The organism is Bradyrhizobium sp. 172 (assembly GCF_023101065.1).
Classification (GTDB): Bacteria; Pseudomonadota; Alphaproteobacteria; order Rhizobiales; family Xanthobacteraceae; genus Bradyrhizobium; species Bradyrhizobium canariense_D.
Window position 1 is genome coordinate 5,812,454 of record NZ_CP064701.1, and the last position, 26,764, is coordinate 5,839,217.

At 62.2% G+C, this 26,764-nt stretch carries 29 protein-coding genes, 1 tRNA gene and 1 pseudogene; 18 read left to right on the forward strand and 13 right to left on the reverse strand.

Going from position 1 to position 26,764, the window contains the following annotated elements; genetic code table 11:
* Window positions 1-188: 188 nt before the first annotated feature.
* On the reverse strand, window positions 189-515 hold the full coding sequence (locus IVB07_RS27855; protein ID WP_247363537.1) for a hypothetical protein: 327 nt from the start codon (window positions 513-515) through the stop codon (window positions 189-191).
* On the opposite strand from IVB07_RS27855, the gene IVB07_RS27860 reads away from it, so the two are divergent.
* A complete protein-coding gene (locus IVB07_RS27860) occupies window positions 508-840 on the forward strand; it encodes a hypothetical protein (protein ID WP_247363538.1) in 333 nt (110 codons plus the stop codon). The genes IVB07_RS27855 and IVB07_RS27860 overlap by 8 nt on opposite strands.
* A gap of 256 nt (window positions 841-1,096) precedes the next feature.
* The gene (locus tag IVB07_RS27865; RefSeq protein ID WP_247363539.1) at window positions 1,097-1,273 is read left to right on the forward strand and encodes a hypothetical protein; all 177 of its coding nucleotides are present in this window, start codon (window positions 1,097-1,099) and stop codon (window positions 1,271-1,273) included.
* 754 nt (window positions 1,274-2,027) lie between these two features.
* Here IVB07_RS27865 and IVB07_RS27870 read toward each other — a convergent pair.
* A complete protein-coding gene (locus IVB07_RS27870) occupies window positions 2,028-2,213 on the reverse strand; it encodes a hypothetical protein (protein WP_247363540.1) in 186 nt (61 codons plus the stop codon).
* A 23-nt stretch (window positions 2,214-2,236) separates the two neighbouring features.
* Here IVB07_RS27870 and IVB07_RS27875 point away from each other — a divergent pair, with 23 nt between their 5' ends.
* Window positions 2,237-3,148, forward strand: coding sequence for a hypothetical protein (locus IVB07_RS27875; RefSeq protein WP_247363541.1), 912 nt, complete (start codon window positions 2,237-2,239; stop codon window positions 3,146-3,148).
* 246 nt (window positions 3,149-3,394) lie between these two features.
* Here IVB07_RS27875 and IVB07_RS27880 read toward each other — a convergent pair whose 3' ends face one another.
* Together IVB07_RS27880 and IVB07_RS27885 are read right to left on the reverse strand one after the other, a co-directional pair.
* Window positions 3,395-3,616: a hypothetical protein gene (locus tag IVB07_RS27880; RefSeq protein WP_247363542.1), complete on the reverse strand. Its 222-nt coding sequence runs from the start codon at window positions 3,614-3,616 to the stop codon at window positions 3,395-3,397.
* A 2-nt stretch (window positions 3,617-3,618) separates the two neighbouring features.
* Window positions 3,619-3,981 (reverse strand): hypothetical protein, encoded by a 363-nt coding sequence (locus IVB07_RS27885; RefSeq protein ID WP_247363543.1) that lies wholly within the window; start codon window positions 3,979-3,981, stop codon window positions 3,619-3,621.
* A gap of 1,034 nt (window positions 3,982-5,015) precedes the next feature.
* On the opposite strand from IVB07_RS27885, the gene IVB07_RS40765 reads away from it, so the two are divergent.
* Together IVB07_RS40765 and IVB07_RS40470 are read left to right on the forward strand one after the other, a co-directional pair.
* Window positions 5,016-5,345 (forward strand): hypothetical protein, encoded by a 330-nt coding sequence (locus IVB07_RS40765; protein ID WP_346658302.1) that lies wholly within the window; start codon window positions 5,016-5,018, stop codon window positions 5,343-5,345.
* A gap of 425 nt (window positions 5,346-5,770) precedes the next feature.
* The gene (locus IVB07_RS40470) at window positions 5,771-5,905 is read left to right on the forward strand and encodes a hypothetical protein (protein ID WP_256465105.1); all 135 of its coding nucleotides are present in this window, start codon (window positions 5,771-5,773) and stop codon (window positions 5,903-5,905) included.
* A 30-nt stretch (window positions 5,906-5,935) separates the two neighbouring features.
* Here the strand turns inward: IVB07_RS40470 and IVB07_RS27900 are convergent, their stop codons facing one another.
* Both IVB07_RS27900 and IVB07_RS27905 read right to left on the reverse strand, forming a co-directional pair.
* The gene (locus tag IVB07_RS27900) at window positions 5,936-6,130 is read right to left on the reverse strand and encodes a hypothetical protein (RefSeq protein ID WP_247363545.1); all 195 of its coding nucleotides are present in this window, start codon (window positions 6,128-6,130) and stop codon (window positions 5,936-5,938) included.
* 93 nt (window positions 6,131-6,223) lie between these two features.
* Window positions 6,224-6,562 carry a hypothetical protein gene (locus IVB07_RS27905; protein ID WP_247363546.1) on the reverse strand — a complete coding sequence of 113 codons (339 nt, stop codon included), beginning with the start codon at window positions 6,560-6,562 and terminating at the stop codon, window positions 6,224-6,226.
* Between the two features lie 1,011 nt (window positions 6,563-7,573).
* Between IVB07_RS27905 and IVB07_RS27910 the strand changes: the two genes are divergently transcribed.
* The gene (locus IVB07_RS27910; RefSeq protein ID WP_162847274.1) at window positions 7,574-7,747 is read left to right on the forward strand and encodes a hypothetical protein; all 174 of its coding nucleotides are present in this window, start codon (window positions 7,574-7,576) and stop codon (window positions 7,745-7,747) included.
* Between the two features lie 239 nt (window positions 7,748-7,986).
* Here IVB07_RS27910 and IVB07_RS27915 read toward each other — a convergent pair whose 3' ends face one another.
* Complete coding sequence (locus tag IVB07_RS27915) at window positions 7,987-8,169, reverse strand: hypothetical protein (RefSeq protein WP_247363548.1); 183 nt, start codon at window positions 8,167-8,169, stop codon at window positions 7,987-7,989.
* A 259-nt stretch (window positions 8,170-8,428) separates the two neighbouring features.
* The gene (locus IVB07_RS27920) at window positions 8,429-8,773 is read right to left on the reverse strand and encodes a hypothetical protein (RefSeq protein ID WP_157642962.1); all 345 of its coding nucleotides are present in this window, start codon (window positions 8,771-8,773) and stop codon (window positions 8,429-8,431) included.
* A 1,713-nt stretch (window positions 8,774-10,486) separates the two neighbouring features.
* Between IVB07_RS27920 and IVB07_RS40770 the strand changes: the two genes are divergently transcribed.
* Window positions 10,487-10,828, forward strand: coding sequence for a cyclic nucleotide-binding domain-containing protein (locus IVB07_RS40770; protein WP_338014020.1), 342 nt, complete (start codon window positions 10,487-10,489; stop codon window positions 10,826-10,828).
* On the opposite strand, the gene IVB07_RS27930 is transcribed toward IVB07_RS40770, so the two are convergent.
* The 3 genes and pseudogenes from IVB07_RS27930 to IVB07_RS27940 all read right to left on the reverse strand — a co-directional run bounded on the left by IVB07_RS27930 (window position 10,776) and on the right by IVB07_RS27940 (window position 11,956).
* Window positions 10,776-11,252 carry a 2Fe-2S iron-sulfur cluster binding domain-containing protein gene (locus tag IVB07_RS27930; protein WP_083926417.1) on the reverse strand — a complete coding sequence of 159 codons (477 nt, stop codon included), beginning with the start codon at window positions 11,250-11,252 and terminating at the stop codon, window positions 10,776-10,778. The two genes, IVB07_RS40770 and IVB07_RS27930, sit on opposite strands and share 53 nt — an antisense overlap.
* Before the next feature lie 75 nt (window positions 11,253-11,327).
* Window positions 11,328-11,607, reverse strand: a pseudogene (locus IVB07_RS27935) (aldehyde dehydrogenase family protein); the annotation flags it as partial.
* 274 nt (window positions 11,608-11,881) lie between these two features.
* Window positions 11,882-11,956: transfer RNA gene (locus IVB07_RS27940), tRNA-Gln, on the reverse strand.
* A gap of 253 nt (window positions 11,957-12,209) precedes the next feature.
* Between IVB07_RS27940 and IVB07_RS27945 the strand changes: the two genes are divergently transcribed.
* Window positions 12,210-13,988: an acyl-CoA dehydrogenase gene (locus IVB07_RS27945; protein WP_018456266.1), complete on the forward strand. Its 1,779-nt coding sequence runs from the start codon at window positions 12,210-12,212 to the stop codon at window positions 13,986-13,988.
* Between the two features lie 91 nt (window positions 13,989-14,079).
* Here the strand turns inward: IVB07_RS27945 and IVB07_RS27950 are convergent, their stop codons facing one another.
* Complete coding sequence (locus IVB07_RS27950) at window positions 14,080-15,321, reverse strand: MFS transporter (protein ID WP_085352688.1); 1,242 nt, start codon at window positions 15,319-15,321, stop codon at window positions 14,080-14,082.
* A 245-nt stretch (window positions 15,322-15,566) separates the two neighbouring features.
* Here IVB07_RS27950 and IVB07_RS27955 point away from each other — a divergent pair, with 245 nt between their 5' ends.
* The 9 genes from IVB07_RS27955 to IVB07_RS27995 all read left to right on the forward strand — a co-directional run bounded on the left by IVB07_RS27955 (window position 15,567) and on the right by IVB07_RS27995 (window position 24,688).
* Window positions 15,567-16,325, forward strand: a complete 759-nt coding sequence (locus IVB07_RS27955; RefSeq protein ID WP_018456264.1) for an enoyl-CoA hydratase-related protein — start codon at window positions 15,567-15,569, stop codon at window positions 16,323-16,325.
* Window positions 16,326-16,525: 200 nt separating this feature from the next.
* A complete protein-coding gene (locus IVB07_RS27960) occupies window positions 16,526-18,184 on the forward strand; it encodes a bifunctional metallophosphatase/5'-nucleotidase (RefSeq protein WP_018456263.1) in 1,659 nt (552 codons plus the stop codon).
* Between the two features lie 133 nt (window positions 18,185-18,317).
* Window positions 18,318-19,247: a histone deacetylase family protein gene (locus IVB07_RS27965; protein WP_018456262.1), complete on the forward strand. Its 930-nt coding sequence runs from the start codon at window positions 18,318-18,320 to the stop codon at window positions 19,245-19,247.
* Between the two features lie 73 nt (window positions 19,248-19,320).
* A complete protein-coding gene (locus IVB07_RS27970) occupies window positions 19,321-19,572 on the forward strand; it encodes an exodeoxyribonuclease VII small subunit (protein ID WP_007594646.1) in 252 nt (83 codons plus the stop codon).
* Between the two features lie 222 nt (window positions 19,573-19,794).
* Window positions 19,795-19,995, forward strand: coding sequence for a hypothetical protein (locus IVB07_RS27975; protein ID WP_085361378.1), 201 nt, complete (start codon window positions 19,795-19,797; stop codon window positions 19,993-19,995).
* 175 nt (window positions 19,996-20,170) lie between these two features.
* Window positions 20,171-22,099, forward strand: a complete 1,929-nt coding sequence (dxs, locus tag IVB07_RS27980) for a 1-deoxy-D-xylulose-5-phosphate synthase (RefSeq protein WP_026233122.1) — start codon at window positions 20,171-20,173, stop codon at window positions 22,097-22,099.
* Window positions 22,100-22,132: 33 nt separating this feature from the next.
* Window positions 22,133-22,687, forward strand: a complete 555-nt coding sequence (locus IVB07_RS27985; protein WP_018456259.1) for a nucleoside 2-deoxyribosyltransferase — start codon at window positions 22,133-22,135, stop codon at window positions 22,685-22,687.
* 26 nt (window positions 22,688-22,713) lie between these two features.
* Window positions 22,714-23,448 (forward strand): TlyA family RNA methyltransferase, encoded by a 735-nt coding sequence (locus IVB07_RS27990; protein WP_026233121.1) that lies wholly within the window; start codon window positions 22,714-22,716, stop codon window positions 23,446-23,448.
* Entirely contained in the window at window positions 23,441-24,688 is a 1,248-nt protein-coding gene (locus IVB07_RS27995; protein ID WP_018456257.1) for a methyltransferase, read from the forward strand. The genes IVB07_RS27990 and IVB07_RS27995 overlap by 8 nt, the downstream gene beginning before the upstream one ends.
* Here the strand turns inward: IVB07_RS27995 and IVB07_RS28000 are convergent, their stop codons facing one another.
* On the reverse strand, window positions 24,689-25,288 hold the full coding sequence (locus tag IVB07_RS28000; RefSeq protein WP_018456256.1) for a hypothetical protein: 600 nt from the start codon (window positions 25,286-25,288) through the stop codon (window positions 24,689-24,691).
* Window positions 25,289-25,455: 167 nt separating this feature from the next.
* On the opposite strand from IVB07_RS28000, the gene IVB07_RS28005 reads away from it, so the two are divergent.
* Entirely contained in the window at window positions 25,456-26,514 is a 1,059-nt protein-coding gene (locus IVB07_RS28005; RefSeq protein WP_018456255.1) for a class I SAM-dependent methyltransferase, read from the forward strand.
* Window positions 26,515-26,764 lie beyond the last annotated feature (250 nt).

The following is a 26,764-nucleotide window of genomic DNA, read 5'->3' on the forward strand; positions in this document are numbered from 1 at the left end:
AGCGACAACGCCCCCTGCGTAACCCGTCGACGACCAGCGTCGGGGGTCCGAGTCAGGAGAGCGCTACCTACGTTTCCCCCGACACTTTTCTGCGGAATTCTTGGTGTCCGTGGCCTAACCCCGCGTTGGCGGATGGGGGCTTCCTTCTCCCCTTGTGGGAGAATGGGGTCATATCTAACCCATTGAGATCACGCTGAAAACGCTAGCTTGTGTCCGTCCAGCGTCCCTTCCAGCCGGTTCCGCGCTGATGAGGACGAATCGTCTATCATTGGCAGATCAGGCGCAAGCGGTGACCGATGGCGGAAGAACACCTGTACTTCAGCAGAGAGAAGCAGCCGCACGCCATTGAGCCGGGAGCGTTCGTGCTCGACCTTTACCGGCTGCTTTGCATTCACGGCATCTCCCGAGTTGGCGAGCCACGGCCTCAACTCGCCCGCCATCGCAATGATGCAGGGAGGTTTTTTCAAGTCCGAAGTCACGCGGATTTTGATCTCGTGCGCCACTGGCTTGCGCATCCGTTTCGATCAACATCCGCAAGGATCAACAAACCAGCAGAAAGATTGCGGGAAGCTTTTTCCAAACTGGGCGACCGATCCATGGAAGGTCGAGGTGCTCAGCCTGCGAGAGGCCTGCAACAAGATCATTCATGCAACCGACATCCGATTTGATGTCGTGATCCCCGAGGCGGCCATGAACCCGGATGAGGAAGGCCTTTACTACCAACCGCACCTCTACCTGTATGGCAGCAAGCAGCATAACGACTGGCGCGCCGAGTTATCGTTGATCGACTTCGCTCGATGGGGAGCGGTGGCTTTCAGGTGGCTTGCGACTGATCGGTGATCCCGCGCTGGGTGAGAGATTGTTGCCAAGCCGCAGCACCTACAGGAAGTGCCACAAAATATGATCAGCTTCTCGCTCGAGTGCCTTCAGGCAGCCAGTCATTGTGATCGGCCCATGGGCCTTGAAGTTTGCGCGTAACGCGCAGGGTCGCGCCTGCAACAGATACGAAGCAAAGCTCTATCGATCCGTCGGCGCGCACCGCCGACGAATGCTGTGCCCTGTGATTTGGGTCTCCCCGTGGGGCTTTCTGATAATCATGGCCGCCGCCGAGCCGACCACGGAGTACATGAGCGAGGAAGAATATTTGGAAGTTTGCGAGGAGTGGGACTATTTGCCGGGTGAAGACAGCTGCCCTTTTGAGCCGAAGCCGTCCGATTGGGGATGGTACGAAGGCAGACGCGTGGCGCTCGACTACTCGACGCCAGCGTGGTGAAAAGCGTTTGCGCCGCCCTGCGCGGTGGGGCTACATGCGTTCGATTGATCGGACTGCTATATCGCGCGCCGCGCCGCCATAGCGCCCCTACGGCTTCTGCCGTACTAGGCGGCCTCACGTCGTCTGCGCGGGCACGGTCGCCGACCTCAAGGACAGGTTCGACGAGATCAACCAGCTCATCAGCGAGCGACAAGGCTGGGTGACGTCGGTCCGAGGTGACGCCGAGGTTCGGTTCGAGTGCTTGCCGGGGGCAATGCTGCCGGATGAGCTGCGGGAGGCCGGCCACGAGCTCAGCGAGATCGGGTAAGGAGAGCGCATCCTGCCGGCCGGCATCGTCGAGCGCTTCAGCGTCGGCCGTGACGGCCGGCGCGAGCCGGTGACGGAAGGATCAACGCGGCCGGTGCAGCTCGTGAAGTACGCGGGGATTACGCAGGTAGAAGGTTTCTGCCTGAGAATGAATGCGCGCAATCCCGCCATCAACGCGGCGCCGGGCAGAAAAACCGCTGAACACTACTAACCTATTGAATGGGCGTCTGTTTGCGAGTCTGCAACCGTCCACGTTGACGATCCTGCCCCACGTTTTCAAAACTGCGCACCGATTTTTCTGCAATGTCAGTGGCTTGAGGCCATAGCGACCGAGTACCCCGATCATCAGCGGTTTTTTCCCAAGAGCGTGCATGACAACTCACGTCATCTAAACTTCTGATTTTAAATCACTTTCCGATAGGATGCCGGTCGCCCTTGTCGCCGGTCGTCAAGGTAGAGCCAATGCCTGCACATCCCGCTCGGCGACCGAGTCGGGGAAAACAGGAGAACCAACTTGGCTCATCCCCAGCGACTCGAAATAAGGTTTTTCGGTACCGCCGTATCTGCGCAAGGAGTTGTCGGCATCATCGGTGCGGTTGCGCTGGTTGCCCTGATTGTAGCGATGTATATCCACAACTAGGAGCCTCGAAGCACCCAATGGGCTACACGCTAAAAAAAATCATCGCGCTGTATCGAACTGATACGCACTCTCCCTTTCAAAAACTCGGATACCAAGCTCGCGTCAAACAGGATCGCCTGATGGAGCGCATCAGCGAGAAACACGGGCACCTTCAGCTCCGAGGCGTTAAGTCGAAAACGCTGACGGCTTGGTACAAGGATTGGTCTTCCGGCGGCAGGATCGCTGCGGGGCACGCACTGATCGCCCGGCTCCGCACGCTTTTCAGGTTCGGGTTCATTGTTTTAGAGGACGACGACTGTTTACGTTTGCTGGAAATCCTGCGCGAAAGCCGTTTTCGCACCCAGGGACCCCGCCTCGTACAATTGACGTCCGATCATGTGAAGGCGATCCGAGCCGAGGCTCGGGCGCATTTTGGGTGGTACTCCATCGCTCTTGCTCAGGCGCTGCAGTTTGAGCTGAGGCTCAGCCAGAAGGATGTGATCGGGGAATGGGTGCCAATCGCGGAGCCCGACGAGTCTGACGTGATCTGGCATGGGAAGAAGTGGGTCAGAGGCCTGTGCTGGTCGCACATCGATAAGAACCTGGTTTTGCGCCACACCACTGGATCGGCAGGTAAGCGCATGGAAGCTGATCTAAGAACGGCTCCAATGATCCTCGATGAGCTGGGCGGCCAAGATGAGGTAATCCGCCTGGTCAATGAACGAGTTGGTCCAATTGTCATAAACGACGTGACAGGGCTGCCGTGGTCGACAGCGGAGTATCGACGAAAGTGGCGACTGGTAGCTCGGAAGGCCGGTGTCCCTGATATTGTGAAAAATAGAGACAGTGTGCAGGCCGCAACTCTCGTCGGCGGCCCGGACCAAGCCCGCGTTTTGCGCCACATCACTCTTACCGACATCAACCGCCATTTACGATCTCGCCGTCGATGATTGAGCATCGGCCTTCGGCCGAGAACTCGGCGGCCTATCTCTTCCGGAAGAACCGGGCCAAGTCCGCCGGTAGGCCGAAGCTGAACCGAAAGCCGGCAGGTGGTCGAGGTCGGTCGGCTTCCGAGGAAGCATTGCAGCGGGGGCAAGGGTCCCCGGCTGCGCCGCAGCCGCAGGCGTGTGGCCCATCCCAAGGGCGGTCTGGGTGGGCTTCGCATACCCAGCCGGTGTCTTCGCAGGCGGCGCAGTTCATGGATCAACCTTCGGAGCATCCGATCTTGGCCTCGGATGCACCCGTGCATCGACCAGGACCTCGGTGATGGCGTCCCGCAGGCTGTCGCGGTCAAGGATGCGGATCAGCCGATCGATGGTGGTCGCCGCGTCGTGCTCTTTCGTCAGGTAGTCCGCAACCGCCATCATGGCGAGGTCGTAGCTCTGCTCGATCTGCTCGGCGGGGTTCAGGCGCACCATGCTCAAGCGGCTCCATGCAGGGGCAGCGCCAATTGGATACCGAACGGACGGGTCGCGTTTTCCTCGATGAACGCCTGCAAGGCCGGCGTGATCTCGACGCAATGGTCGCCGGTTCGCTCGGCAAGCTCATCGGCGACCTCGCTGGTGGCATCCCAAGACCAGCCCTCAATGGCGTTGAAAGCGACGATCCTGACCGGATAGGCATACTGGCCAGACAGCAGGTCGCGGATGATCGTCTCGACGTCGGTGTCCTGCTCGTCGGTCTCGCCCCAGGAGCAGCCAGCGCGCGCGCCGAAGTCCTCCAGCACCAGGTAAACATCCCGGTCGAGCCGATCCAGCGGCACGATCGACGGCGCATGACGCATGACGCAACTCCTACTCAGGGAGCAATTGCGCTGCTGGCGGATCGTTCCGGCCCGTTGGCCGTGCGCCTTGGCTGGTCGGGGGCCAGCCAGGCCGTCACAGTGAGGCAAAGAAAACGGCCCTTGCCGTTAGCTCGGTGCTCTCAATCCAGGTGAGCTAATCCATTGCTGGAGCTGGAGGGCGGTTTCGCTTATGCGCGCCGCTTTCAGGAGAGTTTCGCGCTTCGCTCCGGGCGGGGCCGCCTCGGCGCGGCGGCGGGCTTCCTCCGCCAATTGAGCAAGTCGCGTTGTCAGGGGAATGGTTTGTTTTTTTCTGGTTGGCATAGGGTGGCTCCGCGTAGGGCGGGAGCACGAGCAGCTCTCAGTCACCGATAGATGCCGTGATGGGCCGGTGATCGAATGACTAGGCGCTTGTTCAGTCAGAATAGATACTGAATTCCGCACCAAAGCTGGGGGTGCGCGCGTACCATAGGCTTTCCTCATGAAAACGCCGCCCGCTTGAAATGAAGCGCAGGCGGCGGCGTTCCAGCCCCGAGAGGGATCAGCAAGATCCCGGACATTCGTTGGTCTGAGCCGGCTACATAAAGGTTCACTCCACTGGCAGGAGGCGGAGTCCCAGCCTGCACGGGGGAACGACAGGCCGGAGAACGCGCCGGGTCCCTGTCAACCCCTGTAGTTGCGGAGGTGTGGGCGACGGCCCATGGCGGCTACACCCCGGCCGGGCTCCCTCGCACGATGGTGCGCGCGCACTGTCTGAACGAGCCTGTCAGGTGGGTCCGCGTGACGGATTAAAGCGGGCGTGTTGCGCCCCGCCTGTCTTGTTAGCGCGTCTAACTAAGCGCCTAGGCGCGGACTCGCGAATATGCGATGATCACGGCATTGGAAGCGTCTCGGAGGATATTCGATGCGCATCGCATTGCCGTATCTGGGAATTGCTCTCTGCGCGTGCCTGACAGTCTGGCTGTCTTCCGCCCTGATCTACTGACCACCGAGCAGGCCCTCGCCAGGCACCAGCAGCCGCACATAGGTCCGCTTTCGTGAAGATCGAGCCAGCCCTTCTCGATCGCGTATCGGAGGCCAGCGCCGAACTGGCTGCCGCTGCCACCCAGCGTGAACATGAACGTCGCGTTGATCTTCTCGATGTGGATGCAGCCGTCCTGGACCGGCTCGATGCTGGCGGCGAGCTGGCGGGCAGCGGCTTCCGGATCGGCGAACAGGCGATTGGCTGCAAACTTCACGCTGCCACCTTGCCATTCGCCAAGTCTGCAAGATGCTTCCAAGCCAAAGCGACCCGCAACCACTTCGACCGCTCGGCGGGACAGGTCGCGGCGATCGCCTTCTGCATCGCGGCGATGGCTTCTGCTTGATGGTCGAGGTCTCCAATCATCAGAGCGATCATTCGCTCGAATCATTAAGGCCGGCGAAAAATCTACAGCCCGGAAAACTACCGGCTTACGCCTCCGTGGAGCCTGCATCCATGCCCAGGTCCTGTGCTCGCCCAGTCCGGCGCCATGCGCTCGCCTCGGTGCTTGGCTATCATAGGTTAAAGCGCGACTCAGCCGAGGATAAATTGGCAACGGGCTGGGGACGCTGGAGCGATGGCACAGTCACGCTATCCGTTAATCCGAAGGTGGCCGCCGGAGGAGCATCAACAACTGCTGGCGATGGCGGCGGCTGGGTGCCGACCCGACGAGATCGCTCACGCACTCGGCAGGACAGAACCGGCCGTGCGAGGCCGCGCTAATTTGCACAACATTCCCTTGCGAGTGGTGACGCAAAAGCGGAAGAGCCCATGATCAAGGGCGTGGCCATAGCTGCTCTTGTACTGGCGGCCGCCAGTCTCGCAGACCAACAACTGTCCCAAGGACGCTATACTGACCAGGCCTTGGCTATGCTGCGCGAGATCGAGCATTCATTCCGGCGATAGGCTTCACGAAGGCGCCCGCTGAGTGTCGGCTCAGTCTTCGCGGCTGAAAGTCGCCACCTTTCGGTCGCCGTCCCATAGCTCCACGTCGTGACCGTCAACCAACTGCTTGGCCGTTTCTTCGGCCGCCCCGATGTCCGCGCAAACCAAATCAACTCGCATCTGGATATGTCCGTCCTCATCAAGGAAATAAGCGCTGTAAATCGGCGCGAAATTCTTCCCCGTCAATGTCGGCCCCCCGAGCGAGCAGACGGCGCGCATAGGCGGTGAGCGCAATATCCCGACGGCGGCACAACTCTGCATTTGCATCGTCTAAAATTTTCATTTTGAAGCGCGCTTCACAGCCAATTTCCAAATATTTCCGCCTTCACCCGGCCGAACGCCGGTGTTTTCCACGTTGGTATTCCAGACTGAACCCGCATGCGTGACGAAGGACCCCGGCGGATATGTCCGCGATGCATCCCAAATGCCCAGGTAGCGCAGCGTCGGGCGCGACTCGAGTGCCTTGATCCGGTCTTTCAGCGGCGTGATCGCTGCCAGCACGAAATCGCCGATAACCGGTGCCAGCGATTTGACGAGGCCGTCGATCTCGGCTCGCCGCTGTGGCGAAACCTTCGCTTCGATCGCACGGCGCTCTTCGGGAGTTGGGACGTTCGTCATTTACACGTGCTTGATCACGGGTGCTTTCCGATGGCGTCGCTCATACGCAAGCGACCGCCGAGCTTGCTCGCGGACCAACGCGCGACACGCGCGCATGTTGTCAGGATTTATCGCGATGCCAGAGCAGTTCGCGGATTTGCTTGGTTATTCGATAGATTGCAACCAGATCATCGGCTTCCGAGTAGCCGTCTCGGACAGCGCCCCTTCCTTCTCTGACTTCCGTTCCGAGCCGACAATCTCGATGGCCTCCGTAGTCGCAATTGGGCCAACGGCGACTTCAACCCGCGAATATCACCCAAGTGCCGCACCATGAAAACACCGAAGCCAAAACAATGGACCGAACGCGAGGTCCAGCAATTGTCGAAGCTGGCACGGACGGGCGCTGGCGTATCGAAGATTGCAGCCGAGCTGGGCCGTCACGCAGGATCAGTGAGGCGAATGGCGCGAACGATAGGGGTATTGTTGAAGAAGTAGCCGTCGAGGAAGCTCGCGCATGCCCCGCCCGAAGGAGCGCAGCACGGCTGACCTACAGGCCGGAACCACGACTAATGTCCCGCACAAGCCTGAGCGCGGCGCCAGTATTTCGACCATAGAAGAGCGTCTGATCGAGCTGCGAAAGAATGGTCAGCCCAAATAGCGTGATGGCAATGCCTCTAAACATTGTCGTGGACCGGGTTGAACGGTGCAGTGCAAGTTCAAACGGCCCCGGCCGCAGGTTGGGAGGAACAGCCGGGGCCGGTATTCCCATTCCATGTGCCGCAATCGGCGGTAATCGGCACGCACCTAGCAGGCCAGATAAAAGCTAACGAATTGTTTCGTAAGTCCCGAATTCGGAGCGAAGCGCTGCTTTGGTGTTGCAACGGCAACGTGCTTCGCAACCAACATAGCGCGAGCGCCGCCCGTACTTGTACGGAGGTTGAACCAAACTTCTTGCCGTTGCGTGTCGTCCATATTCAACGTCTACTTCAGATTGATTTTGTGACGATCCGATTTTTCAGACGAGGCCGGTCCATGAGCGTCAAAGCCATGATGGCGACTATCCTCAAGAACCAACTGACATCGCGCGGAGTGCATTCGCTGACGCATTCGGACTGCGCGGAGATCGTGGAGCACTTGATCGAAAAGCTCACTGAGCTTGAGCTTAGTTTAGCGCGAGAAGTAGCCAACAACCAGAAACTGCAGTAGCACGAAGCATGATGAGCAATCGAGACTGACAGCGGCGTGATTGCTGATCCGTTCCGCTGCCCGATGGCCGCAGTCTGAACACGCTGCACGTCGCCACGACCGACGACGCTCTCGGCGCGCGAGCATGATGCGCCGGAATGGTGCCCCTAACGACATTGATGCTGTTTGTGGCACTATCGGCCATGTGCTTACAAGGCAGAGGCCCCGGAGTGCCTGAGGCGGACCTCTTCCCTCATCAATTAATCGTCGTCCCGGTCGTGAGGATGGTGTTCGAGGTTTTGCTCATGGTGATGGTGCTCTGCCCCACCTCCGTTCACACCTTTTGCCCCAGACGCAGCGATGGCGTTTGACGTGAGTGAGGTCGATAGAAGCAAGGTCATGGCGGGCGGCGTTACGGCCGCAAATCTACCGCAGGTCCTCAAAAATTCACGTCGATCGTCATCTTCTGTCGAGGCATGACATCCACGTCACGAACGTCTTCGGACCGACAGAGGCACCACATTATTTTCAGTTATCCGAATTTAATTCGTTAAATGTATTTAATCGATCATGCAATGCAACGAAGGCAGCTTAATATTCGGGGTTGGGTGAATCCGAACGTGTACCTCCTCAGCGGCGGTGGCGCTCTTGAGTATGTCCAGAGCAGTGATCCGTCGGGAACGGATGGGAGTATCGTCCTAATTAAATGGACAGCTTCTTGATGTTGTTGTAATTTTCTCGGGTTTCAGCTTCGGAACTGATGTTTTGGAGCAACTCATGCCGGAGTATCGAGCCTACATTCTTGGATCGGACGGCCACATACAGCTTCGCCTTGAACTTGATTGCGTCGACGAACCAACGGCGAGCGAACGAGCCAAGCAGCTCGTTAACGGCCAAGTCGTCGAGCTTTGGGAAGGCGCGCGCAAAATCGCGACATATAGGCCAGAAGAGTAAGGTCGCCGACTCTGGCGCGCTGGACCAACCCACATTTCGATTGCCGCGACGAGGATCTTGCTCATAGGGGCATAAGCGCACACTGCGCGTCATTCGTGGTCGCCGTTGCTTCGGGGGCAATCGTCTCCCGGCGCGAGTAATCATTCGCCTCTGTGCGTGCTTGAGGCTCTGTTCTTTCATTTGCACAAGCGACGTTGCATTCTTGGAAATGGGACGACAGCTCAAGCTCAGCCAAGTGCTCCCAGTATTCTGCTTCCGCGAGGAGCTTCCATTTATTCACGCCATTGTACGCTGCTTGTTGACGACACAGCGAACCCATCGCGCGTAAGCGTCGCACCTTCTCCACTGCGGACCCCCTTCGGCTTGTTTTTGACAAACCTGTTATTTCTGAGTGTCAGAGTTAAAGTCTCGCAGATTGAAATGACAAGCCCGGTGTTTGACTGGTTTTATGACAGCGCAATAGTCTGACTTTTGCCGCTAGCGTGCATCCGGTTGAAACATTGACTAGATCGATAAACCCCGCTCTTCCGACTGCCCGCAATCCCCCTCGCGGAGGCGCTTAGGAAGGTGGCGGCTCCAGTCCGATGACTGGAGCCTTTTGTCCGCCATCCATCAAAGCAGGTGAGCAGTCCCAGCGCTGAGTGCAATGTCGAGTGTCAGCGCCAGAGCGTCGTCCGCCTGTGCTCTGCGCAGGCATGCAATAAGGTTCGCACCAGCAGCAGTGAACTTTTGAGCGATCCTTCTTCGATTATGGTTAGCTTTTCATCACTCCGACGTTTGATCCTTACTTTGTCTCGCCGCATTGGACCACGAACCTGCTCGACGACCGATGCCAATTGATCAACACAACCCCCGCTATTGCGCGAGCCTCGGAGGGCTATCAGTTACTGCAACTTGGACACTAAGAGCCCGACACACGCAACGAGCGTTGCCGTACTCAGGGTCAAGAGCTGCTCGGTGTGGGCTTGCAGATAGCGGTTAGCAACCAGCTGATTCAGTTGGTTTCGAAGCCCCTCAGATCGAATTTGCTGGAATGCCAGTTCGCAGAGCGCTCACACCATCTAATGGGACGTAAGCTCTGACAGATTACGACAGGCGCAAGCAGGAGCCTTTAAACGTTTATGGACGTGGATCGATCTGGAAGATGATCGACATGGACCGGACCGAGCGCTTCTTTGCCGGAATGACTGTCGTGGTCACGATCTGCCTCTGCGCCGCGTTTACGATGTGGATGCTCGTTTGAGCCGCCACTCATGCTGCCAACGGAGGCGCCCTATTTCGGTGGCTGCCATCTTGGCAAGGTCAGCCACTCGGTTACTGAGACGTGATTTCGTTCTGCCGGACCTTCCTAAGCAGACTGTCTCGTTTGTGTCCTGGCGGAAATGACCGGACTTCATCACGTAGCTGTTGAGCTTCTAGGTCAAGCCGAGCCCCACACTTCCGAGATCGCCGCGGCGTTTGCCGCGTCCCGGGAACCGGACCCTATGGTATTACCCATGCGCATTTCGCAATTGTGCAGCGGCGCGCTGGGACCTAACTCCTCAATCACCCTGAGAGACAACAATTCGCCTCCGAGCGCGTGTGGTTGGAGTTTTTGAGATTGAGAGCTTCCGCAGCTGAATTGGACTTCGGGGCGCGAGGCGTAGGCGGATTCAAACAAAGTTCGAGTTGGCCGCCCCATGACGCTCGAAATGCGATGCGGCGATCGTTAGAGGAGGCCGCAGTGACGCTTCCCGCCGAAATTGGTAACCGACTCTGGCAGCACTACCGGCGGCGGACCTCGATCTGCTGGCGCCCGAGCTAGAGATGGTAGCGCTCGATCGGGATGCGGTCGTCTCGCAGGCGGGTGACCAGACCGAGCACGTCCTCTTTCCTCATAGTGGCGCCATTTCTGTGATGATCGACATGGCCAACGGACAGACGGTCGCCAGCGCCGCAATAGGGCGCGAGGGAGCAGTAGGCACTGTTTCCGTGCTGGGGCTGTCCCCTTCGGCCGTTACCGCCGCCGTTCGTGCCGCGGGCATCGCCTCGCGAATCCCCGCATCGGACAAGGCGCACGTTTTGTCATTAGACGTTGGCAGTCGGTTGGGCCTATTTAGAGGTCCAAGGTCAGCTTTTTCGACTTTGCACCCGAATAGCAAATCATGATCGTCTTGTTTGTCTCTTGTTCCTGCTTGCTCAGAAACTGCTCGCGGTGATCCGGCATGCCTTCGATCACGCGTGTCTCGCAGGTTCCGCAGCCACCTTCCACAAGCGAAATTCCTGAATCGATCAGTGCATCCAGGAATCGACTTCCCGGGCTCAACGGCAACCGTACGATATCGAAACATAACGGCCGTGCCCATCTTCCAACCCAAGATCGCGCGAACCATCGGTTTGCTTCAGCGACGCGGAGCCATCTATCCACGGCCGCACGGGTTTCTCGCGACAGATTGATTTCGAAATGGCCTGGAGAAATATGAGATACCGCTCCACATGTCGGGCGAACTGAACTCACGGGCCAACTCAGCCAGCCGTCAAAGCCCCGACCTTGAGCCAGAAGGTGTTCTGCGGATTCCGACGCGTGTGCCATCACGGCCGGAAACACTTTTGCATTGGCGGACGCTGGTCGTGACGAGCGCCAAGACCCGATGCGACGAGAGCAACTTCATGAGTAGAATCCGAGAACGGCCTTTGTCTCGAGATATTCTTCAAAACCCCTCTAGGCCGTACTCCCGGCCGTTGCCGGAACGCTTGTATCCACCGAAAGGTGCGTTCGGGTCCCAGTCAGGATAGTTCACATGGACCTGACCAGACCGGATCTCTCCGGCTACGGCCCGCACCGTTTCCATATCCGTGCCCTGCACGTGGGCGCCGAGGCCGTAGACAGTGTCGTTGGCGATCTCGATCGCCTCCTCCACTGTGTTGTAGGAAATGATGGACAGCACGGCGAATTCCGCACCAATGCATTATTTCGACTGCTTGTCCGATTGTTCGCTGTAGTACCCTATCCTACGATGAGGGCGTAACAGACCACCCCAAGTAGCCTCGGCGGTATATACTGAGATGAAAGCCACGGAGATAGGCCACTATGGTCGATGTAATGCACGACGCCGTTTAGTTTGATTCGGGAACGAGCATCAGAAGCTCCATTTCCAAACGCGTTCAAAAAATTCGGCGGCATCAGAGCTGCTTACATAACGAACTCAGCAGCTTAAGCGCTGGCTGGGGCGGGAGGGATCGAACCTCCGAATGGCGGAATCAAAATCCGCTGCCTTACCACTTGGCTACGCCCCATCAGGCCCTCGGGAAACGGCGGCGACAGGAGCGTCCGCGGATTCCCTCGAGTGGTGCCGGTCTATAGGGAGAGGCGCGGCATTTCAACCGCCCGGAGGGGCAAAATACCACAGGCGCCGGTGGCGCCGCGCCATGCCTTACAGGAGCGCTACGCCAGCCCGTTGCCGACGGGCGTTCCGCCACCCTCCTGACAGTTGAGACCTCCCCCGTTTCATGGGAATACGGCGCCAAGAACTGTCCACGGGAGTGAGCCATGACCTACCGCGCGCCGATCTCTGACATGCTGCTGTCGCTCAACCACGGCGCCGGCCTGAAAGCTGCCATGGAGGCCGGCCATTACGGCGATTTCGACGGCGATATCGTGAGCGCCGTGCTGGAGGAAGCCGGCAAGTTCGCAACCGACGTGCTGGCGCCGCTCAACAAAGTCGGCGACGAGCACGGCATCAAGCTCAGCGACGGCAAGGTCACGACCGCGCCGGGCTGGCCGGATGCCTACAAGCGCTGGACCGAGGGCGGCTGGAACGCGGTCTCCGGCCCCGAGGATTTCGGCGGCCAGGGCCTGCCGCTCGCGATCAACGCCGCCTGCAGCGAGATCTGGAGCGCCGCCAACGTCGCCTTCGGCCTCTGCCCGCTGCTGACGGCGTCGGCGATGGAGGCGCTGGACGCGCATGGCAGCGACGAGCTGAAGAAAATCTATCTCGAGAAGCTCGTCTCCGGCGAATGGACCGGCACGATGCAGCTGACCGAGCCGCAGGCCGGCTCCGATGTCGGCGCGTTGCGCACCCGCGCCGAGAAGCAGGCCGACGGCACCTATCGCATCAAGGGGACGAAGATCTTCATCACCTACGGCGAGCACGACATGACCGACAACATCGTGCATTTCGTGCTGGCGCGCCTGCCGGACGCGCCCGCAGGGACCAAGGGGATATCGCTGTTCCTCGTGCCGAAATTCATGGTCAACGAAGACGGCTCGCTGGGTGCGCGCAACGACATCTTTGCCTCCGGCGTCGAGCACAAGCTCGGCATGCATGCCTCCCCCACCTGCACCATGACCATGGGCGATCATGGCGGCGCGATCGGCTTCCTGGTCGGCGAAGAGAACCAGGGCATGCGCTGCATGTTCACGATGATGAACCAGGCCCGCCTCGGCGTCGGCCTCGAAGGCGTCGGTGTTGCCGACCGTGCCTATCAGCAGGCATTGTCGTACGCACAAGAGCGCAAGCAGGGCCGCGCCCTCGGCAACAAGGGTGACGGTTCCGATGCGATCTTCGTGCATCCCGACGTCAAGCGCATGCTGATGCGGATGCGGGCGCAGACCGCTGCGGCGCGCACCATCTGCTATGCGACCGCGGTGGCGATCGACGTCTCGACGCGTGCCAGGGATCCGAAGGTCCGCGCCGACGCTGCCGCGCGTGCGGCATTGCTGACGCCGATGGCCAAGGGCTATTCGACCGACATCGGCAACGAGGTCGCCTATCTCGGCGTGCAGGTGCATGGCGGCATGGGCTTCATCGAGGAGACCGGCGCGGCGCAGCACTATCGCGATGCCCGCATCACCGCGATCTACGAGGGCACCAACGGCATCCAGGCCATCGACCTCGTCACGCGAAAGCTCGCGGCCAACGGCGGCGCGTCGGTGTGGGCGCTGCTCGACGAACTCTCCGCAATCGTGAAGCAGGTCGAAGCCTCCAACGATCCCGCCTTCGGCACCACGGGCGTGAAATTGCGTGAGGCACTGGAGTCGCTGACGCGCACCAGCAAATGGCTGCTGGAGCGGCTTCCTTCCGCGCCGAACGAGGCGCTGGCCGGCGCGACGCCGTATCTGCAACAGTTCGGCGCCACGCTCGGCGGCTGCATGCTGGCGTCTGAAGCGCTCGCCGCGAAATCCGACGGCATCGCGGACGCCGGGCGCTACGTCTCGCTGGCGCGCTTCTTCGCCGAGAACATCGCCGTGCAGGCCGGCGCGCTCGAGCGCACCGTGACGGAGAGTGCGGAGTCGGTCGCGGCAGCGGATGCGGTGCTGTTGGGGTAGCTGGGACGCGTAGCCCGGATGGAGCGCAGCGCAATCCGGGGCCATCATTGCTGGTGACACGAATTCCGGATTGCGCTGCGCTCCATCCGGGCTACGAAGCCGCAAGCTTCGTACGTCGCCCCGGCCGCCATAGTACGACGCTCGCCGCCACCACGTCGAGCACCACGCACATCGCAAACGCGCTCGTGTAGTCGCCGGTTACGCTGCGCACGAGACCGACGATGCCGGGGCCGAAGGCGCTGACGATGCCGCTGATCGAGGTGCCCAGCCCCATCGCAGCGGCGAAGGCGCTCGCGCCGATCTCCCGCTGGATGATCAAGGGCGGAAACGTGATCATGTTGCCGATCGAGAAACCGTAGACGGCGCAGCACACGAGCAGCACGGTCGGATTCGTGCTTTGCAGAAGCACGAACAGCGCCGCCGCCTGGCTCGTCATCGATGCCGCGCAGGCGAGCCGCGGATCGAGCCGGTCCACGAACAGGCCGAGCGAGAGGCGCCCGACCACCGCCATCGCCGCCATGACGGTGACGGCAAGGCCCGCACTGGCGCGGCCGATCAGCGGTTCGAGGAACGTCACCTGATGGATGATGAATCCCATCTGCGCCAGCAGCGCGACCGCGATCGGCAGCACCATGGTCCAGAACGCCGCGTTGGCGAGCAGCGTCTTGCGTGAGTGAACCGAAGGCAAGGCAGTGCCGCCAGTGGATGAATTCCCACCCGACGTCGGCGGCATTTCGGTTCGCCACCCGGTGAAGATGACCACCACCGGCAGCACCAGCACCACCATCGCCAGCGTGGCCGCCAGCATCGCGGAACGAAAGCCGATGCTGCCGCTCAGCGACAGCAGCAGCGGCACGAGCACGATGCCCCCGCAGGTCGCGCCGTTGTAGGCGAGGCTGAGCGCGAGCCCGCGGCGCCGTTCGAACCAGGAGTTCAGCACGGTCGCGATCACCACCGTGCCCATGCCGGTCCAGCCGACCGACATCAGCGCATAAGCGAGATAGAGCTGCCACGGCGTCTGCAGCAGCGCCAGCAGCACCGTCGAAGCGCCGAGCGCCGACAGGCCGCACAGGATCAGCGACCGCAGCCCGATGCGGGCGAGCAGATCGTCGGTGAAGATGACGAGGACGGCAGTCAGGAGAAAGGAGAAGGTGCTGGCCGCGGAGACCAGCGTGCCCGGCCAGCCATGGGCGCGCTGCAGTTCCGCGAGATAGACGCCCTGACCGTACAGGCCGAAGCCGAACATGAAGAAAGCCATCAGGAAGCAGGCCAGCACGACGCGCCAGCCGCGATAGTGCAGCGAGGATTCGTCAACACGAGTGGCGGCAATCATCAATCGGGCAATCGGCCAAATGGAACGGCGCGAGGCGATCGTGCACCACAACCAGTGGTTTTTCAATCGAAAATGGCGGTTGATCATTGCAACGCGGAACACGGCGGCGAGCGTGATGCGCCCGTCTCGGGCGAATTCGGTCTCCAAAAGGTCGCGCTAGCGCATTGGCACGCCTGCAAGATGATGTAGGCTGACGTTTCGCGAGTCTAGCAATGTCAGTATCGCGGCGACCGCAGGGGCCCCTCATGCCGAATGGCAATATCGTCGTCAGCGAAGAGCGCGGAACGCGCGTGATCACCCTGCGCCGCCCGAGCAAGAAGAACGCGATCACGCAGGACATGTATCGGGAGATGAGCCGCGCGATCGACACCGCGCAGAACAATCCCGACATCCGCTGCATGATCATCACCGGGGGCTCCGGCGTGTTCACCGCCGGCGACGACATCGACGATTTCATGCACGCCGACACGTCGCGCCCCGAGACGCTGTCCGACGGCGCCAAGTTTCTCTATTCGCTAGCTCTCAACGCCAAGCCGGTGATCGCGGCCGTGGACGGCGCGTCGATCGGCATGGGCACCGTGATGCTGTTCCATTGCGACTATGTGCTGGCCTCGAACGCGGCGACCTTCTCCGCGCCCTACATCCATCTCGGGCTCGTGCCGGTCGGCGCGTCCAGCCTCTTGATGCCGAACACGATGGGCTACCAGCGCGCCTTCGCCATGCTGGTGATGGGACGGACTTTTACGGCCGCGGAAGCGCATGCCGCCGGCTTCGTCAACACCGTGGTCTCGCCGGGTCATACCGAGGTCGAGGCACGCAAGGTGGCGCGCGACATCTGCCGGCTTCCCGCCGAAGCGGTCGCGATCTCGCGCAAACTGCTCCGCGTCGCATCCGAGGAGCTCACCCGCCGCATCGATCAGGAGGCCCATCTGTTCGGCGAGCGGCTGAAGTCGGAAGAAGCCACCGCCGCGTTCAACGCGTTTATGAACAGGAAGAAGCGGTAGGCTGTCTTCCCTCTCCCATGGCGGGAGAGCCTGGCTCGCCGCAAAGCGGCGAGACGGGTGACGGGTTCTATCCGCGAGTCGAACTCACATTTGAATTTGCGGAGACCCCCCCTCATCCGGCGCTTCGCGACACCTTCTCGAGACGGGGAGAAGGAAGAAAGCTTCGTGAAATCTTCGTGCGGAACGACTAGTCTGGTTTCATGCAACATGTTCTCCGGCTGACCGTCTTCTCGCTCGCGCTCGCCGCCCTGCCCGCGTCCGCCCAAACCGCCGCACCCGTCGAGCTGCGCATCCTGGCGATCAACGATTTCCACGGCAATCTGCGCCCGCCGCCGGGCGGCATCCGGATCAGCGATCCCGAGGACAAGGCCAGGAAGGTGATGGTGGCGGCCGGCGGTGCCGAATACATGGCGACGCTGGTGAAGCAGCTGCGCGAGGGCCACAAGAACACGATCTTCGTCGCCGCCGGCGACCTGATCGGCGCGAGCCCGTTCCTGTCGGCGATGTTCCACGACGAACCTTCGATCGAGTCGCTCTCGATGATGGGGCTCGCGATCAGCTCGGTCGGCAATCACGAATTCGACGAAGGCAAGACCGAGCTCCTGCGGATGCAGAACGGGGGCTGTCATCCCGTCGACGGCTGTCAGGGGCCGCATTCCTTTACGGGCGCCAGATTCCGCTATCTAGCGGCGTCCACCATCGAGACGGCGACGGGCAAGAGCGTGCTGCCGCCTTACGAGATCAGGGAATTCGAAGGCATCCCCATCGCCTTCATCGGGCTGACCTTGAAGGACACCGCGGGCATCGTCTCGCCATCGGGCATCACCGGCCTCGAATTCCGCGACGAAGCCGAAACGGTGAACGCGCTGGTGCCGCAGCTGAAAGCGGGTGGGGTCGAGGCGATCGTAGTGCTGATCCACCAGGGCGGCGAGCCGGCCGGCGACTACAATGAATGCCCTGCTATCACGGGGCCGATCGTCGACATCGTGAAAAAAATCGATCGCGCCGTCGACCTCGTCGTCAGTGGCCACACCCATCGTGCTTATGTCTGCGATATTGACGGGCGGCTCGTCACCAGCGGCGACAAATACGGTACTCTGGTCACCGCGATCGACCTCAAGCTCGATCCGGCAACGCGCGACATCGTCAGCGCTAGGGCCGAGAACGTCCTCGTCGCCAATGCCTCGCTGCCTAGGGATCCCGAGCAGACCGCATTGATCGACGCTTACGACAGGCTTTCGGCGCCGATCGCCAATCGCCCGGCTGGATCGGTGACGCAGACGCTGTCACGCGTGCCGAACGAGGCCGGCGAAAGCCCGCTCGGTGACGTCATTGCGGACGCGCAGCTGGCCGCGACCAGGGACGCCAAGGACGGCAGCGCCGTCATCGCGCTCACCAATCCCGGCGGCATCCGCACCGACATCGTGCCAAAGGAGAACGGCGCGATCACCTTCGGCGACGTTTTCGCCAGCCAGCCGTTCCGCAACCGGCTCGTCACCATGACGCTCACGGGCAGCCAGCTCAAGGACATGCTGGAGCAGCAATGGCTCGATCCGAAGCGGCCGCGGATTCTCCAGGTCTCGAACGGGTTCAGTTACGCCTGGGATGCGGCGAAGCCATACGGCGAGCGCGTGATCAACGAGAAGATGACGCTCAATGGCAGGCTGATCGAAGCCGGAAGCGGCTACCGCGTCACCCTCAACGATTACCTCGCAGTCGGGGGCGACGGGTTTACGGTCGCCAAACAAGGCACGGGGCCGCAATATGGCGGCTACGACGCTGACGCGCTGTTCGCGTTCTTCCGGGCGCACGGACCGATCGGACCGCTGCCGCTGAGCCGCATCCTGCGCGTGAATTGATCCGGATCAAACAGGCCGCTCCGGGACACCCTTTGCCATTCCCGGGGGAACGCATAGATTGGGTTTTGCATTTGCGTTTTGGCGCCGGATGCGCCAAGCGACGTCGAGAGCCCGCATCCCATGAGGCCGACTGATGAGTACGCTTCTCCTCTCCCACAAGGCCTGCCTCGACCACGTCACGCCGCCGGGACACCCTGAAAGGCCGGACCGCCTGCGCGCGGTGGAGGAAGCGCTGTCGCATGAGCGCTTCCAGTTCCTGGTGCGCGACCAGGCGCCGGAGGGCGATCTCGACCTCGTCACGCTCTGCCACAACGAGCACTACGTCACGGAGCTGCGCCACATCGCGCCGACCAGCGGACAGGTCTATATCGATGGCGACACCTCGATGTCGCCTGGCACGTGGGAAGCGGTGATGCGCGGCGTCGGCGGCGCGGTCGCGGCGACCGAAGCGGTGATGGCGGGCGAGCATCGCAACGCCTTCGTCGCGGTGCGCCCGCCCGGCCACCACGCCGAGATCGGCAAGCCGATGGGTTTCTGCTTCTTCGACAACGTCGCCATCGCCGCGCGCCACGCGCAGCGTAAATACGGCATCAAGCGCGCGGCCATCGTCGATTTCGACGTGCATCACGGCAACGGCACGCAGGATATTTTCTGGTCGGACCCGACCGTGATGTACTGCTCGACGCACCAGATGCCGCTGTTTCCGGGCACCGGTGCCAAGAGCGAGCGCGGCGACCACGACACCATCGTCAACGCACCGCTCGCCTCCGAGGACGGCGGGCCGGAATTCCGCATCGCGTTCGAGAATCTGATCCTGCCGCAGCTCGAAAAATTCAGCCCGGAGCTGCTCGTCATCTCTGCCGGCTTCGACGCGCATTATCGCGATCCGCTGGCGTCGCTGAATTTGCGCGCGGAGGATTATGCCTGGGTGACGCGTAAGTTGATGGACCTCGCTGACAAGACCGCCGGAGGGCGCGTTGTTTCTGTGCTCGAGGGCGGCTACGACCTGCAAGGACTGAAAGAATCTGTTACGGCGCATGTCGGCGCCCTGATGGGCGCCTGACACACCCGCCACATTGCGCCCGCAAAACTTTGCTTTCTCCGACGTGAAGCGAATCGGGCAATCGGAAACTTATATGGCCGAAAATACCCAAATCGACATCTCCAGGCTGACCTTCGAACGCGCCATCGAGGAGCTCGAAACGATCGTGAAACGGCTCGAGGACGGCAAGGTGCCGCTCGAGGAATCCGTGACGATCTACGAGCGCGGCGAGGCCCTGAAGCGCCGCTGCGAGGAGTTGCTGCGCCAGGCCGAGGCGCGCGTCGACAAGATCACCACCGATGCCAGCGGCCAGGCGACCGGCACCGCGCCGCTCGACGTCCAGTAAGGGCCGCCTTCAAAGCCGCCTATCTCACGCAGCGCGCACCGGCAATTTTTCATGATCGCACGCCGCCGTCGGCGTTGCTGCTGCTTGATTCCAGGGAACCGGCGCTCCGGAGATTATGGAACCTCCCTCAGAGCGCCCCTCGTCCTCCTGAATCCGGCCTAAAAATAGCTTCCCCACGCGAAAAACCTTGCCGAGGAACCGGGCTAGCTTGGAACCCTTCCGATGGCGCCAGGATTAACCACTCTGGCCCGCGGGTTGCAGGTGCATGCCCGTAATCGGGCCCAGCGGGTTGGCTTTGGCCCAAGCTTTGGTGTAAAGCTGCGCGGAGTGTGGCTTTTTGTAAGCCTTGCGTGGGCACTGATTACCGACGACAAGCGCTTCAAACTGCTGATGAATTGGCTGGGATGGACGAAGCCGATCTAAGTGACAGGGATCACAGAGACTGAACCGGAGAGCACTTAAGCTCACCTAAGCTTGAAGACGGGGCTTTGCCCCATGCAGGTGGCTCCGACGGTTTAAGGACTCGCGCTGCGCCGATATTGAGCAAACCCATCGCGCGCCGGAACGATCTTCCGGCGCTGACAAATTGGAAATCGCCGTGAACGCATATAGTAAAACGCCGCTTCTCGACACCATCCGGACGCCGGACGACCTGCGCAAACTCAAGGTCGAGCAGGTTCGCCAGGTCGCCGACGAGCTGCGTCAGGAGACCATCGATGCCGTCTCGGTGACCGGCGGTCACTTCGGCGCAGGCCTTGGTGTGGTCGAGCTCACCACTGCAATCCATTACGTCTTCGACACCCCGCGCGACCGGCTGATCTGGGACGTCGGCCACCAGGCCTATCCGCACAAGATCCTCACCGGCCGGCGCGATCGCATCCGCACGCTGCGCACCGGCGGCGGCCTGTCCGGCTTCACCAAGCGCAGCGAGAGCGATTACGATCCGTTCGGCGCCGCGCATTCCTCGACCTCGATCTCCGCCGGCCTCGGCATGGCGGTCGCGCGCGACCTCTCCGGCGGCAAGAACAACGTTATCGCCGTCATCGGTGACGGCGCGATGTCGGCGGGCATGGCCTATGAGGCCATGAACAATGCGGGGGCGATGAACTCGCGCCTGATCGTCATCCTCAACGACAACGACATGTCGATCGCGCCGCCGGTCGGCGCGATGAGCGCCTATCTGTCGCGGCTTTACTCGGGCAAGACCTATCGCACGCTGCGCGATGTGGCCAAGCAGATCAACCAGCGCCTGCCCAAGATCCTCGCCAACCGAGCCAACCGCGTCGAGGAATATTCCCGCGGCTTCATGATGGATGGCGGCACGCTGTTCGAGGAGCTCGGCTTCTATTACGTGGGCCCGATCGACGGCCACAACCTCGACCATCTCCTGCCGGTGCTGAAGAACGTGCGCGACATGGAGACCGGCCCGATCCTGCTCCACGTCGTGACGCAGAAGGGCAAGGGCTACGGCCCGGCGGAAGCCTCCGCCGACAAGTACCACGCGGTCGTCAAGTTCGACGTCGCGACCGGCACCCAGGCCAAGTCCAAGCCGAACGCGCCGGCCTATCAGAACGTATTCGGCCAGAGCCTCGTCAAGGAAGCGGAGAAGGACGACAAGATCGTCGCCATCACCGCGGCCATGCCTTCCGGCACCGGCGTCGACATCTTCAACAAGGCGTTCCCGGACCGCACCTTCGACGTCGGCATCGCCGAGCAGCACGCAGTGACGTTCGCCGCCGGTCTCGCCACCGAGGGCTACAAGCCGTTCTGCGCGATCTACTCGACGTTCCTGCAGCGCGGCTACGACCAGATCGTGCATGACGTCGCGATCCAGAGCCTGCCGGTTCGCTTCGCCATCGACCGCGCCGGCCTCGTCGGCGCCGACGGCGCCACCCATGCCGGTTCGTTCGACAACGCCTATCTCGGTTGTCTGCCGAACATGGTGATCATGGCCGCGTCCGATGAAGCCGAGCTGGTGCACATGGTTGCAACCCAGGTCGCGATCAATGATCGTCCGAGCTCGCTGCGCTATCCGCGCGGCGAAGGCCGAGGCATCGAGATGCCCGAAGTCGGCATTCCGCTCGAGATCGGCAAGGGCCGCATCGTCCGCCAGGGCAGCAAGATCGCCCTGCTCTCCTTCGGCACGCGCCTCGCCGAATGCGAGAAGGCCGCCGACGAGCTTGCAGCCCACGGCCTTTCGACCACGATCGCTGATGCGCGCTTCATGAAACCGCTGGACACCGAGCTCGTGCTCAAGCTCGCGCGCGACCACGAGATCCTGATCACGATCGAGGAAGGCTCGGTCGGCGGTTTCGGCTCGCATGTCGCGCAATATCTGACCGATCAGGGCGCGCTCGACAGCGGCCTGGTGCGGTTCCGCACCATGGTGCTGCCCGACGTGTTCCAGGACCACGACACCCCGGCGGCGATGTACGGTCGTGCCGGTCTCGACGCCAAGGGCATCGTCGCCAAGGTGTTCGAGGCGCTCGGCAAGGACGTCAAGGCCGAGACGGTCAAGCTCGCCTGATAGCGAGCTTCGACCTTCCGCGAAGCAGCTGTGATGAAAATCTATCTGGCAGGCCCCGACGTGTTCCTGCCAGATGCGGTCGAGATCGGCCGGCACAAAGTCGCGGTCTGTGCCGCGCACGGCGTCACCGGCCTCTATCCCCTCGACAACGAAATCGACCTCGCCGCGCCCGACGCCTCGCGGCAGATCTTTTGCGGCAACGAGGCGATGATGGACGCGGCCGATGCGATCATCGCCAACCTCACGCCGTTCCGCGGCGCCGGCGCCGATCCCGGCACCGTCTACGAGCTCGGCTACATGGCCGGCCGCCGCAAGTTCTGCCTCGCCTATTCCAATGACGGTGCCGCCTATGCCGACCGTGTCAGTCGCTTCATGGACGTGACGTCCGAAGACGGACGGCTGGTCGACGCGCAGGGGCTGACGGTCGAGGATTTTGGCCTCGTCGACAATCTCATGATGATCCACGCGCTGGAGCTGCATGGCTGCCCGCTGGTGACGCCGGCGCAGATGCCGATCGACGTCTGGCACGATCTGGCCGCGTTCGAGGCTTGCGTCCGGATGGCGGCCGCGCGATTGATCGCTACATAAGCGCCTCAGGCGTCTTCGGAGAGATGATGTCCCCTGCCCGCAAGCGCGCGGATGTTCTGCTGGTCGAGCGCGGCCTGTTCGAGAGCCGGGCGCGGGCGCGCGCGGCGATCGAGGCCGGGCTCGTCACCGCCGACGACAAGCAGGTCGCAAAGCCGTCGGAGACCATCGCCGAGGACGCCGTGATCCAGGCCGAGCCCGCGCACCCCTACGTCTCCCGCGGCGGCGTCAAGCTCGCCGGCGCGCTGGAGCGCTACCCGATCGAGATCGAGGACCATGTCTGCCTCGACGTCGGCGCCTCCACCGGCGGATTCACCGAGGTACTGCTGGCGAATGGCGCGAGCCTCGTCTTTGCCCTCGATGTCGGCACCAGCCAGTTGCATCCCTCGCTGCGCGGTCACGCCAAGATCGTGTCGATGGAAGAGACCGACATCCGCGCCTATGACGGCAAGCGCCTGCCGGCGCGGCCCGATGTCGTCGTGATCGACGTCAGCTTCATCTCGCTCAAGACGGTGCTGCCCATCGCGCTGTCGCTGGCCGCCGCGCCGATGAGCCTGCTGGCGCTGATCAAGCCGCAATTCGAGGCGGACCGGAAGCACAACAAGAAGGGCATCGTCCGCGACGCCGCCGTGCACCGCGAGATCTGCGACGACATCGCCGCCTTTGCTGCCTCGCTCGGCTGCACCGATATCGAGGTGTTCCCGTCGACGATCACCGGCGGCGACGGCAACATCGAATTCTTCCTGGGCGCGCGCCGTGGTTGAGCGCGTGACGATCGATCACGTCGGCCATCGCGGCGACGGCGTCTCGCTCGACGCTGGCGATGCCATCTATGTGCCCTACACGCTCGGCGGCGAGACCGTCGAAGTCGATCATGTCGTCGGTAATCATCCCGACCGCCGCAAGCTGCTGGTAGTGGACGTCGCCAGTCCCGAGCGCGTCGCGCCGTTCTGTCCGCATTTCGGCGTCTGCGGCGGCTGCGCGATCCAGCACTGGGCGACTGAACCGTATCACGCCTGGAAGCGCGGCATCGTGGTCGAGACCCTGGCCCAGGCCGGCATCGACTGCGAGGTGACGCCGCTGGTCGACGCTCACGGCGCGGGGCGCAGGCGCATCACGCTGCACGGCCGGTTCGGCACCCATGACATCCTCAAGGTCGGCTTTTCGGCTGCCAGCGCGCACGACGTCATCCCGATTGATCGCTGCCCGATCCTCGATCCCGGGCTCGAGGGTGCACTCGATGCCGGTTGGGCGCTCGCCGAGCTGCTGACGTCCAAAATGCCGGTGACGAAACCGCTGGACATCCAGGTCACCGCGACCGCCAACGGTCTCGATGTCGACGTGCGCGGCTCCGGCCCGCTGCCCACGTCGCTCGTGACGGCGCTGTCGCGCGTCGCCGAGCAGCACCGCCTGGCGCGGCTGACACGGCACGGCGAACTGGTGCTGCAACGCCTGCCACCGACCCTGCAGATGGGCCGCGCCGAGGTGACGCTGCCGCCGGGCTCATTCCTGCAGGCGACCGTCGCCGGCGAAGAGACGCTCGCGTCGCTGGTCGCCGAGCGCATCGGCAAGGCGAAGAACGTTCTCGATCTCTTCTGCGGCGTTGGTCCGTTCGCGTTGCGACTCGCCGAGAAGGCCCGCGTCACTGCCCATGACAACGACGCCGGCGCCATTACGGCGCTCGCAAAGGCCGCGCGCACGCCGGGTCTCAAGCCGATCAAGGCCGAGCCGCGCGATCTGTTTCGCCGTCCCCTGGTGGCACCGGAGCTGCGCGATTTCGACGCCATCGTGTTCGACCCGCCGCGCCAGGGCGCGCAGGCGCAGGCCTTGAAGCTCGCCGCGAGCAAGGTGCCTGTGGTGGTCGCGGTCTCCTGCAACGTCGCGACCTTTGCCCGCGACGCGCGGCTGCTGATCGATGGCGGGTACAAGATCGACGTAGTCGTGCCGGTGGATCAGTTCCGCCACACGCCGCATGTCGAGCTCGTTGCGAAGTTCACGCGCTAGTTAGCGTCGAAGGCCACTCAACGCCGGCGACTCGCCGGGCAGCATGTTCGATCTGAGATCGCTGTCCATGCGGCCCGAGTCCTGCTGGGTGAACCCGGCCCCAAACGACAGGCTGAGGTTGGAGGTCGGCTTGAACTCGACACCCGCAAATGCGCCGTAGCCGGGCGAGGCGCTGGAGGTGAGCGGCGCAAGCGAGCTGCCAATGCCGCCGCCGTATTTCAGGGTGTCGAACCCGGCAAAGAACGTGACGGGCATGCCGCCCGCGGTCTTGGTGTTGTAGCCGAACTGCGTGCTGTCGTAGGAGAGCGCGCTGAAATTGCCGCTCAGTCCGGCCGGGCTGAGGCCGCTCCAATTGAGATTGCCATGCTGGCTGCCGACAAAGAAGCCGTTCGAATTGCTGCGGCCGCTTGCGTCGCCGCCATTGAAGCTCGGGAAAATGCCGTAGCTATCGGCGCTCTGGCCGGCAACACCGCCGAATCCAAAAGGTCCGCCGGGGATCCAATATTGCAGGGGTGCGGCTTGCGCATGAGCCGGCGCTTCGCCGAGGCAGAGCAGGGCAAGAAAAACCGCGAGACCGCAAGAGGGTGTAAGCCTGAACATTCAAATAACCGTCGAAAAGCTTGCGAATTATACCCACCAGACATCATGAATGCCAGCATAGCGACACCATTCTTCCCTGAGTTCCGGGATCACGTTTTTCTGCCAATTTGAACTTCCCCCATGCCAGATTGACCCACCTAAGGGGGCGCGTCAGCACGGAGGCTGTCATGGAGGTCAATTCCGACAAGTTGAATGCCTTTATGGGCAAGATGGTCACCGAATTCGGGGCGGCGATGAATGCGTCGCTGGTCCTGCTCGGGGACAAGCTCGGTCTCTACCGTACCCTTGCCGCCAAGGGACCGATGAACTCGTCCGAGCTCGCAAGCGCCACCGGGACGGCGGAGCGCTACGTCCGCGAATGGCTCGCGAGTCAGGCGGCGTCCGGCTACATCGAATACGATTCCGCTTCGGCAAAATTCTCGATGCTACCGGAGCAGGCGATGGCGCTTGCCGATGAGGACAGTCCGGTGTTCCTCGGCGCGTTCGGCAATGTCATTGCCTCGGCGTTTCTCGACGAGCCGAAGATCTCGGACGCATTCAAATCCGGCAAGGGCGTCGGCTGGAACCGGCGCAGCGAGTGCCTGTTCTGCGGCACCGCCCGCTTCTTCCGGACCGGGTACATGCATCATCTGGTGCAGGAATGGTTGCCCGCGCTCGACGGCGTCGTGGACAAGCTGAAGCGCGGCGCCAAGGTCGCCGATGTCGGCTGCGGGCACGGCGTCTCGACACGGCTGATGGCGGAAGCCTTCCCGAACTCCCGCTTCTACGGCTTCGACTATCACGAGGGTTCGATCGAGGCCGCGCGAAAGGCGGCCACCGAAGCCGGATTGGGCGACCGGGTCAGCTTCGCTGTTCATTCCGCCAAGACCTATCCGGCCGAGGGCTATGATCTCGTCTGCTTCTTCGATTGCCTGCATGACATGGGCGATCCCGTCGGCGCCATCGGCCACGTGCGCGAGACCATGGCAAAGGACGGCACCTGCATGCTGGTCGAGCCGTTCGCAGGCGACCGCCTCGAGGACAATCTCAACCCGGTCGGGCGGGTCTATTATGCGGCGTCGACCATGATCTGCACGCCGGCCTCGCTCGACCAGGAGGTGGGCCTCGCACTGGGCGCGCAAGCGGGCGAGGCAAGGCTGCGCAAGGTCGCGCGAGAGGGCGGACTGACGCGCTTCCGCCGCGCCGCTGAAACGCCCTTCAATCTGATTCTGGAGGCGCGGATCTGATCTTCCGATTCCGGCGCGTGGCCGCGGCATATGCCATGCCGATGCTGCAGCCACGCCCGGCGCCGACACCCTCCCTCGCTCGCGCTGCAACGTAAGCTGGCGATCGGACAAGGCGACGCGAGTCCGTCATGACGGGAGGACGACGAAGCCGCTCTCCATGAATTTGCGATGGCGCTGAATGGGGGCCGTGGATCATCGGAGGTGCCTGGCTGTCCGTTGGCGGACAAAGGGTCGATCTGCTCTATCGCAA

What these genes read in the sequence shown, in the direction of transcription:
- IVB07_RS27905 (WP_247363546.1), bottom strand. Translation starts at nt 6,562, where the DNA reads ATGACGAACGTCCCAACTCCCGAAGAGCGCCGTGCGATCGAAGCGAAG.
- IVB07_RS27910 (WP_162847274.1), top strand. Translation starts at nt 7,574, where the DNA reads ATGAGCGTCAAAGCCATGATGGCGACTATCCTCAAGAACCAACTGACA.
- IVB07_RS27965 (WP_018456262.1), top strand. Translation starts at nt 18,318, where the DNA reads ATGAGTACGCTTCTCCTCTCCCACAAGGCCTGCCTCGACCACGTCACG.
- IVB07_RS40770 (WP_338014020.1), top strand. Translation starts at nt 10,487, where the DNA reads ATGGTAGCGCTCGATCGGGATGCGGTCGTCTCGCAGGCGGGTGACCAG.
- IVB07_RS27885 (WP_247363543.1), bottom strand. Translation starts at nt 3,981, where the DNA reads ATGCGTCATGCGCCGTCGATCGTGCCGCTGGATCGGCTCGACCGGGAT.
- IVB07_RS27955 (WP_018456264.1), top strand. Translation starts at nt 15,567, where the DNA reads ATGCCGAATGGCAATATCGTCGTCAGCGAAGAGCGCGGAACGCGCGTG.
- IVB07_RS27985 (WP_018456259.1), top strand. Translation starts at nt 22,133, where the DNA reads ATGAAAATCTATCTGGCAGGCCCCGACGTGTTCCTGCCAGATGCGGTC.
- IVB07_RS27855 (WP_247363537.1), bottom strand. Translation starts at nt 515, where the DNA reads ATGCGCAAGCCAGTGGCGCACGAGATCAAAATCCGCGTGACTTCGGAC.
- IVB07_RS40470 (WP_256465105.1), top strand. Translation starts at nt 5,771, where the DNA reads ATGATCAAGGGCGTGGCCATAGCTGCTCTTGTACTGGCGGCCGCCAGT.
- IVB07_RS27865 (WP_247363539.1), top strand. Translation starts at nt 1,097, where the DNA reads ATGGCCGCCGCCGAGCCGACCACGGAGTACATGAGCGAGGAAGAATAT.
- IVB07_RS27975 (WP_085361378.1), top strand. Translation starts at nt 19,795, where the DNA reads ATGGCGCCAGGATTAACCACTCTGGCCCGCGGGTTGCAGGTGCATGCC.
- IVB07_RS27970 (WP_007594646.1), top strand. Translation starts at nt 19,321, where the DNA reads ATGGCCGAAAATACCCAAATCGACATCTCCAGGCTGACCTTCGAACGC.
- IVB07_RS27945 (WP_018456266.1), top strand. Translation starts at nt 12,210, where the DNA reads ATGACCTACCGCGCGCCGATCTCTGACATGCTGCTGTCGCTCAACCAC.
- IVB07_RS27960 (WP_018456263.1), top strand. Translation starts at nt 16,526, where the DNA reads ATGCAACATGTTCTCCGGCTGACCGTCTTCTCGCTCGCGCTCGCCGCC.
- IVB07_RS27950 (WP_085352688.1), bottom strand. Translation starts at nt 15,321, where the DNA reads ATGATTGCCGCCACTCGTGTTGACGAATCCTCGCTGCACTATCGCGGC.
- IVB07_RS27875 (WP_247363541.1), top strand. Translation starts at nt 2,237, where the DNA reads ATGGGCTACACGCTAAAAAAAATCATCGCGCTGTATCGAACTGATACG.
- IVB07_RS28000 (WP_018456256.1), bottom strand. Translation starts at nt 25,288, where the DNA reads ATGTTCAGGCTTACACCCTCTTGCGGTCTCGCGGTTTTTCTTGCCCTG.
- IVB07_RS27880 (WP_247363542.1), bottom strand. Translation starts at nt 3,616, where the DNA reads ATGGTGCGCCTGAACCCCGCCGAGCAGATCGAGCAGAGCTACGACCTC.
- IVB07_RS27990 (WP_026233121.1), top strand. Translation starts at nt 22,714, where the DNA reads ATGTCCCCTGCCCGCAAGCGCGCGGATGTTCTGCTGGTCGAGCGCGGC.
- IVB07_RS28005 (WP_018456255.1), top strand. Translation starts at nt 25,456, where the DNA reads ATGGAGGTCAATTCCGACAAGTTGAATGCCTTTATGGGCAAGATGGTC.
- IVB07_RS27920 (WP_157642962.1), bottom strand. Translation starts at nt 8,773, where the DNA reads ATGACGCGCAGTGTGCGCTTATGCCCCTATGAGCAAGATCCTCGTCGC.
- IVB07_RS27930 (WP_083926417.1), bottom strand. Translation starts at nt 11,252, where the DNA reads ATGGCACACGCGTCGGAATCCGCAGAACACCTTCTGGCTCAAGGTCGG.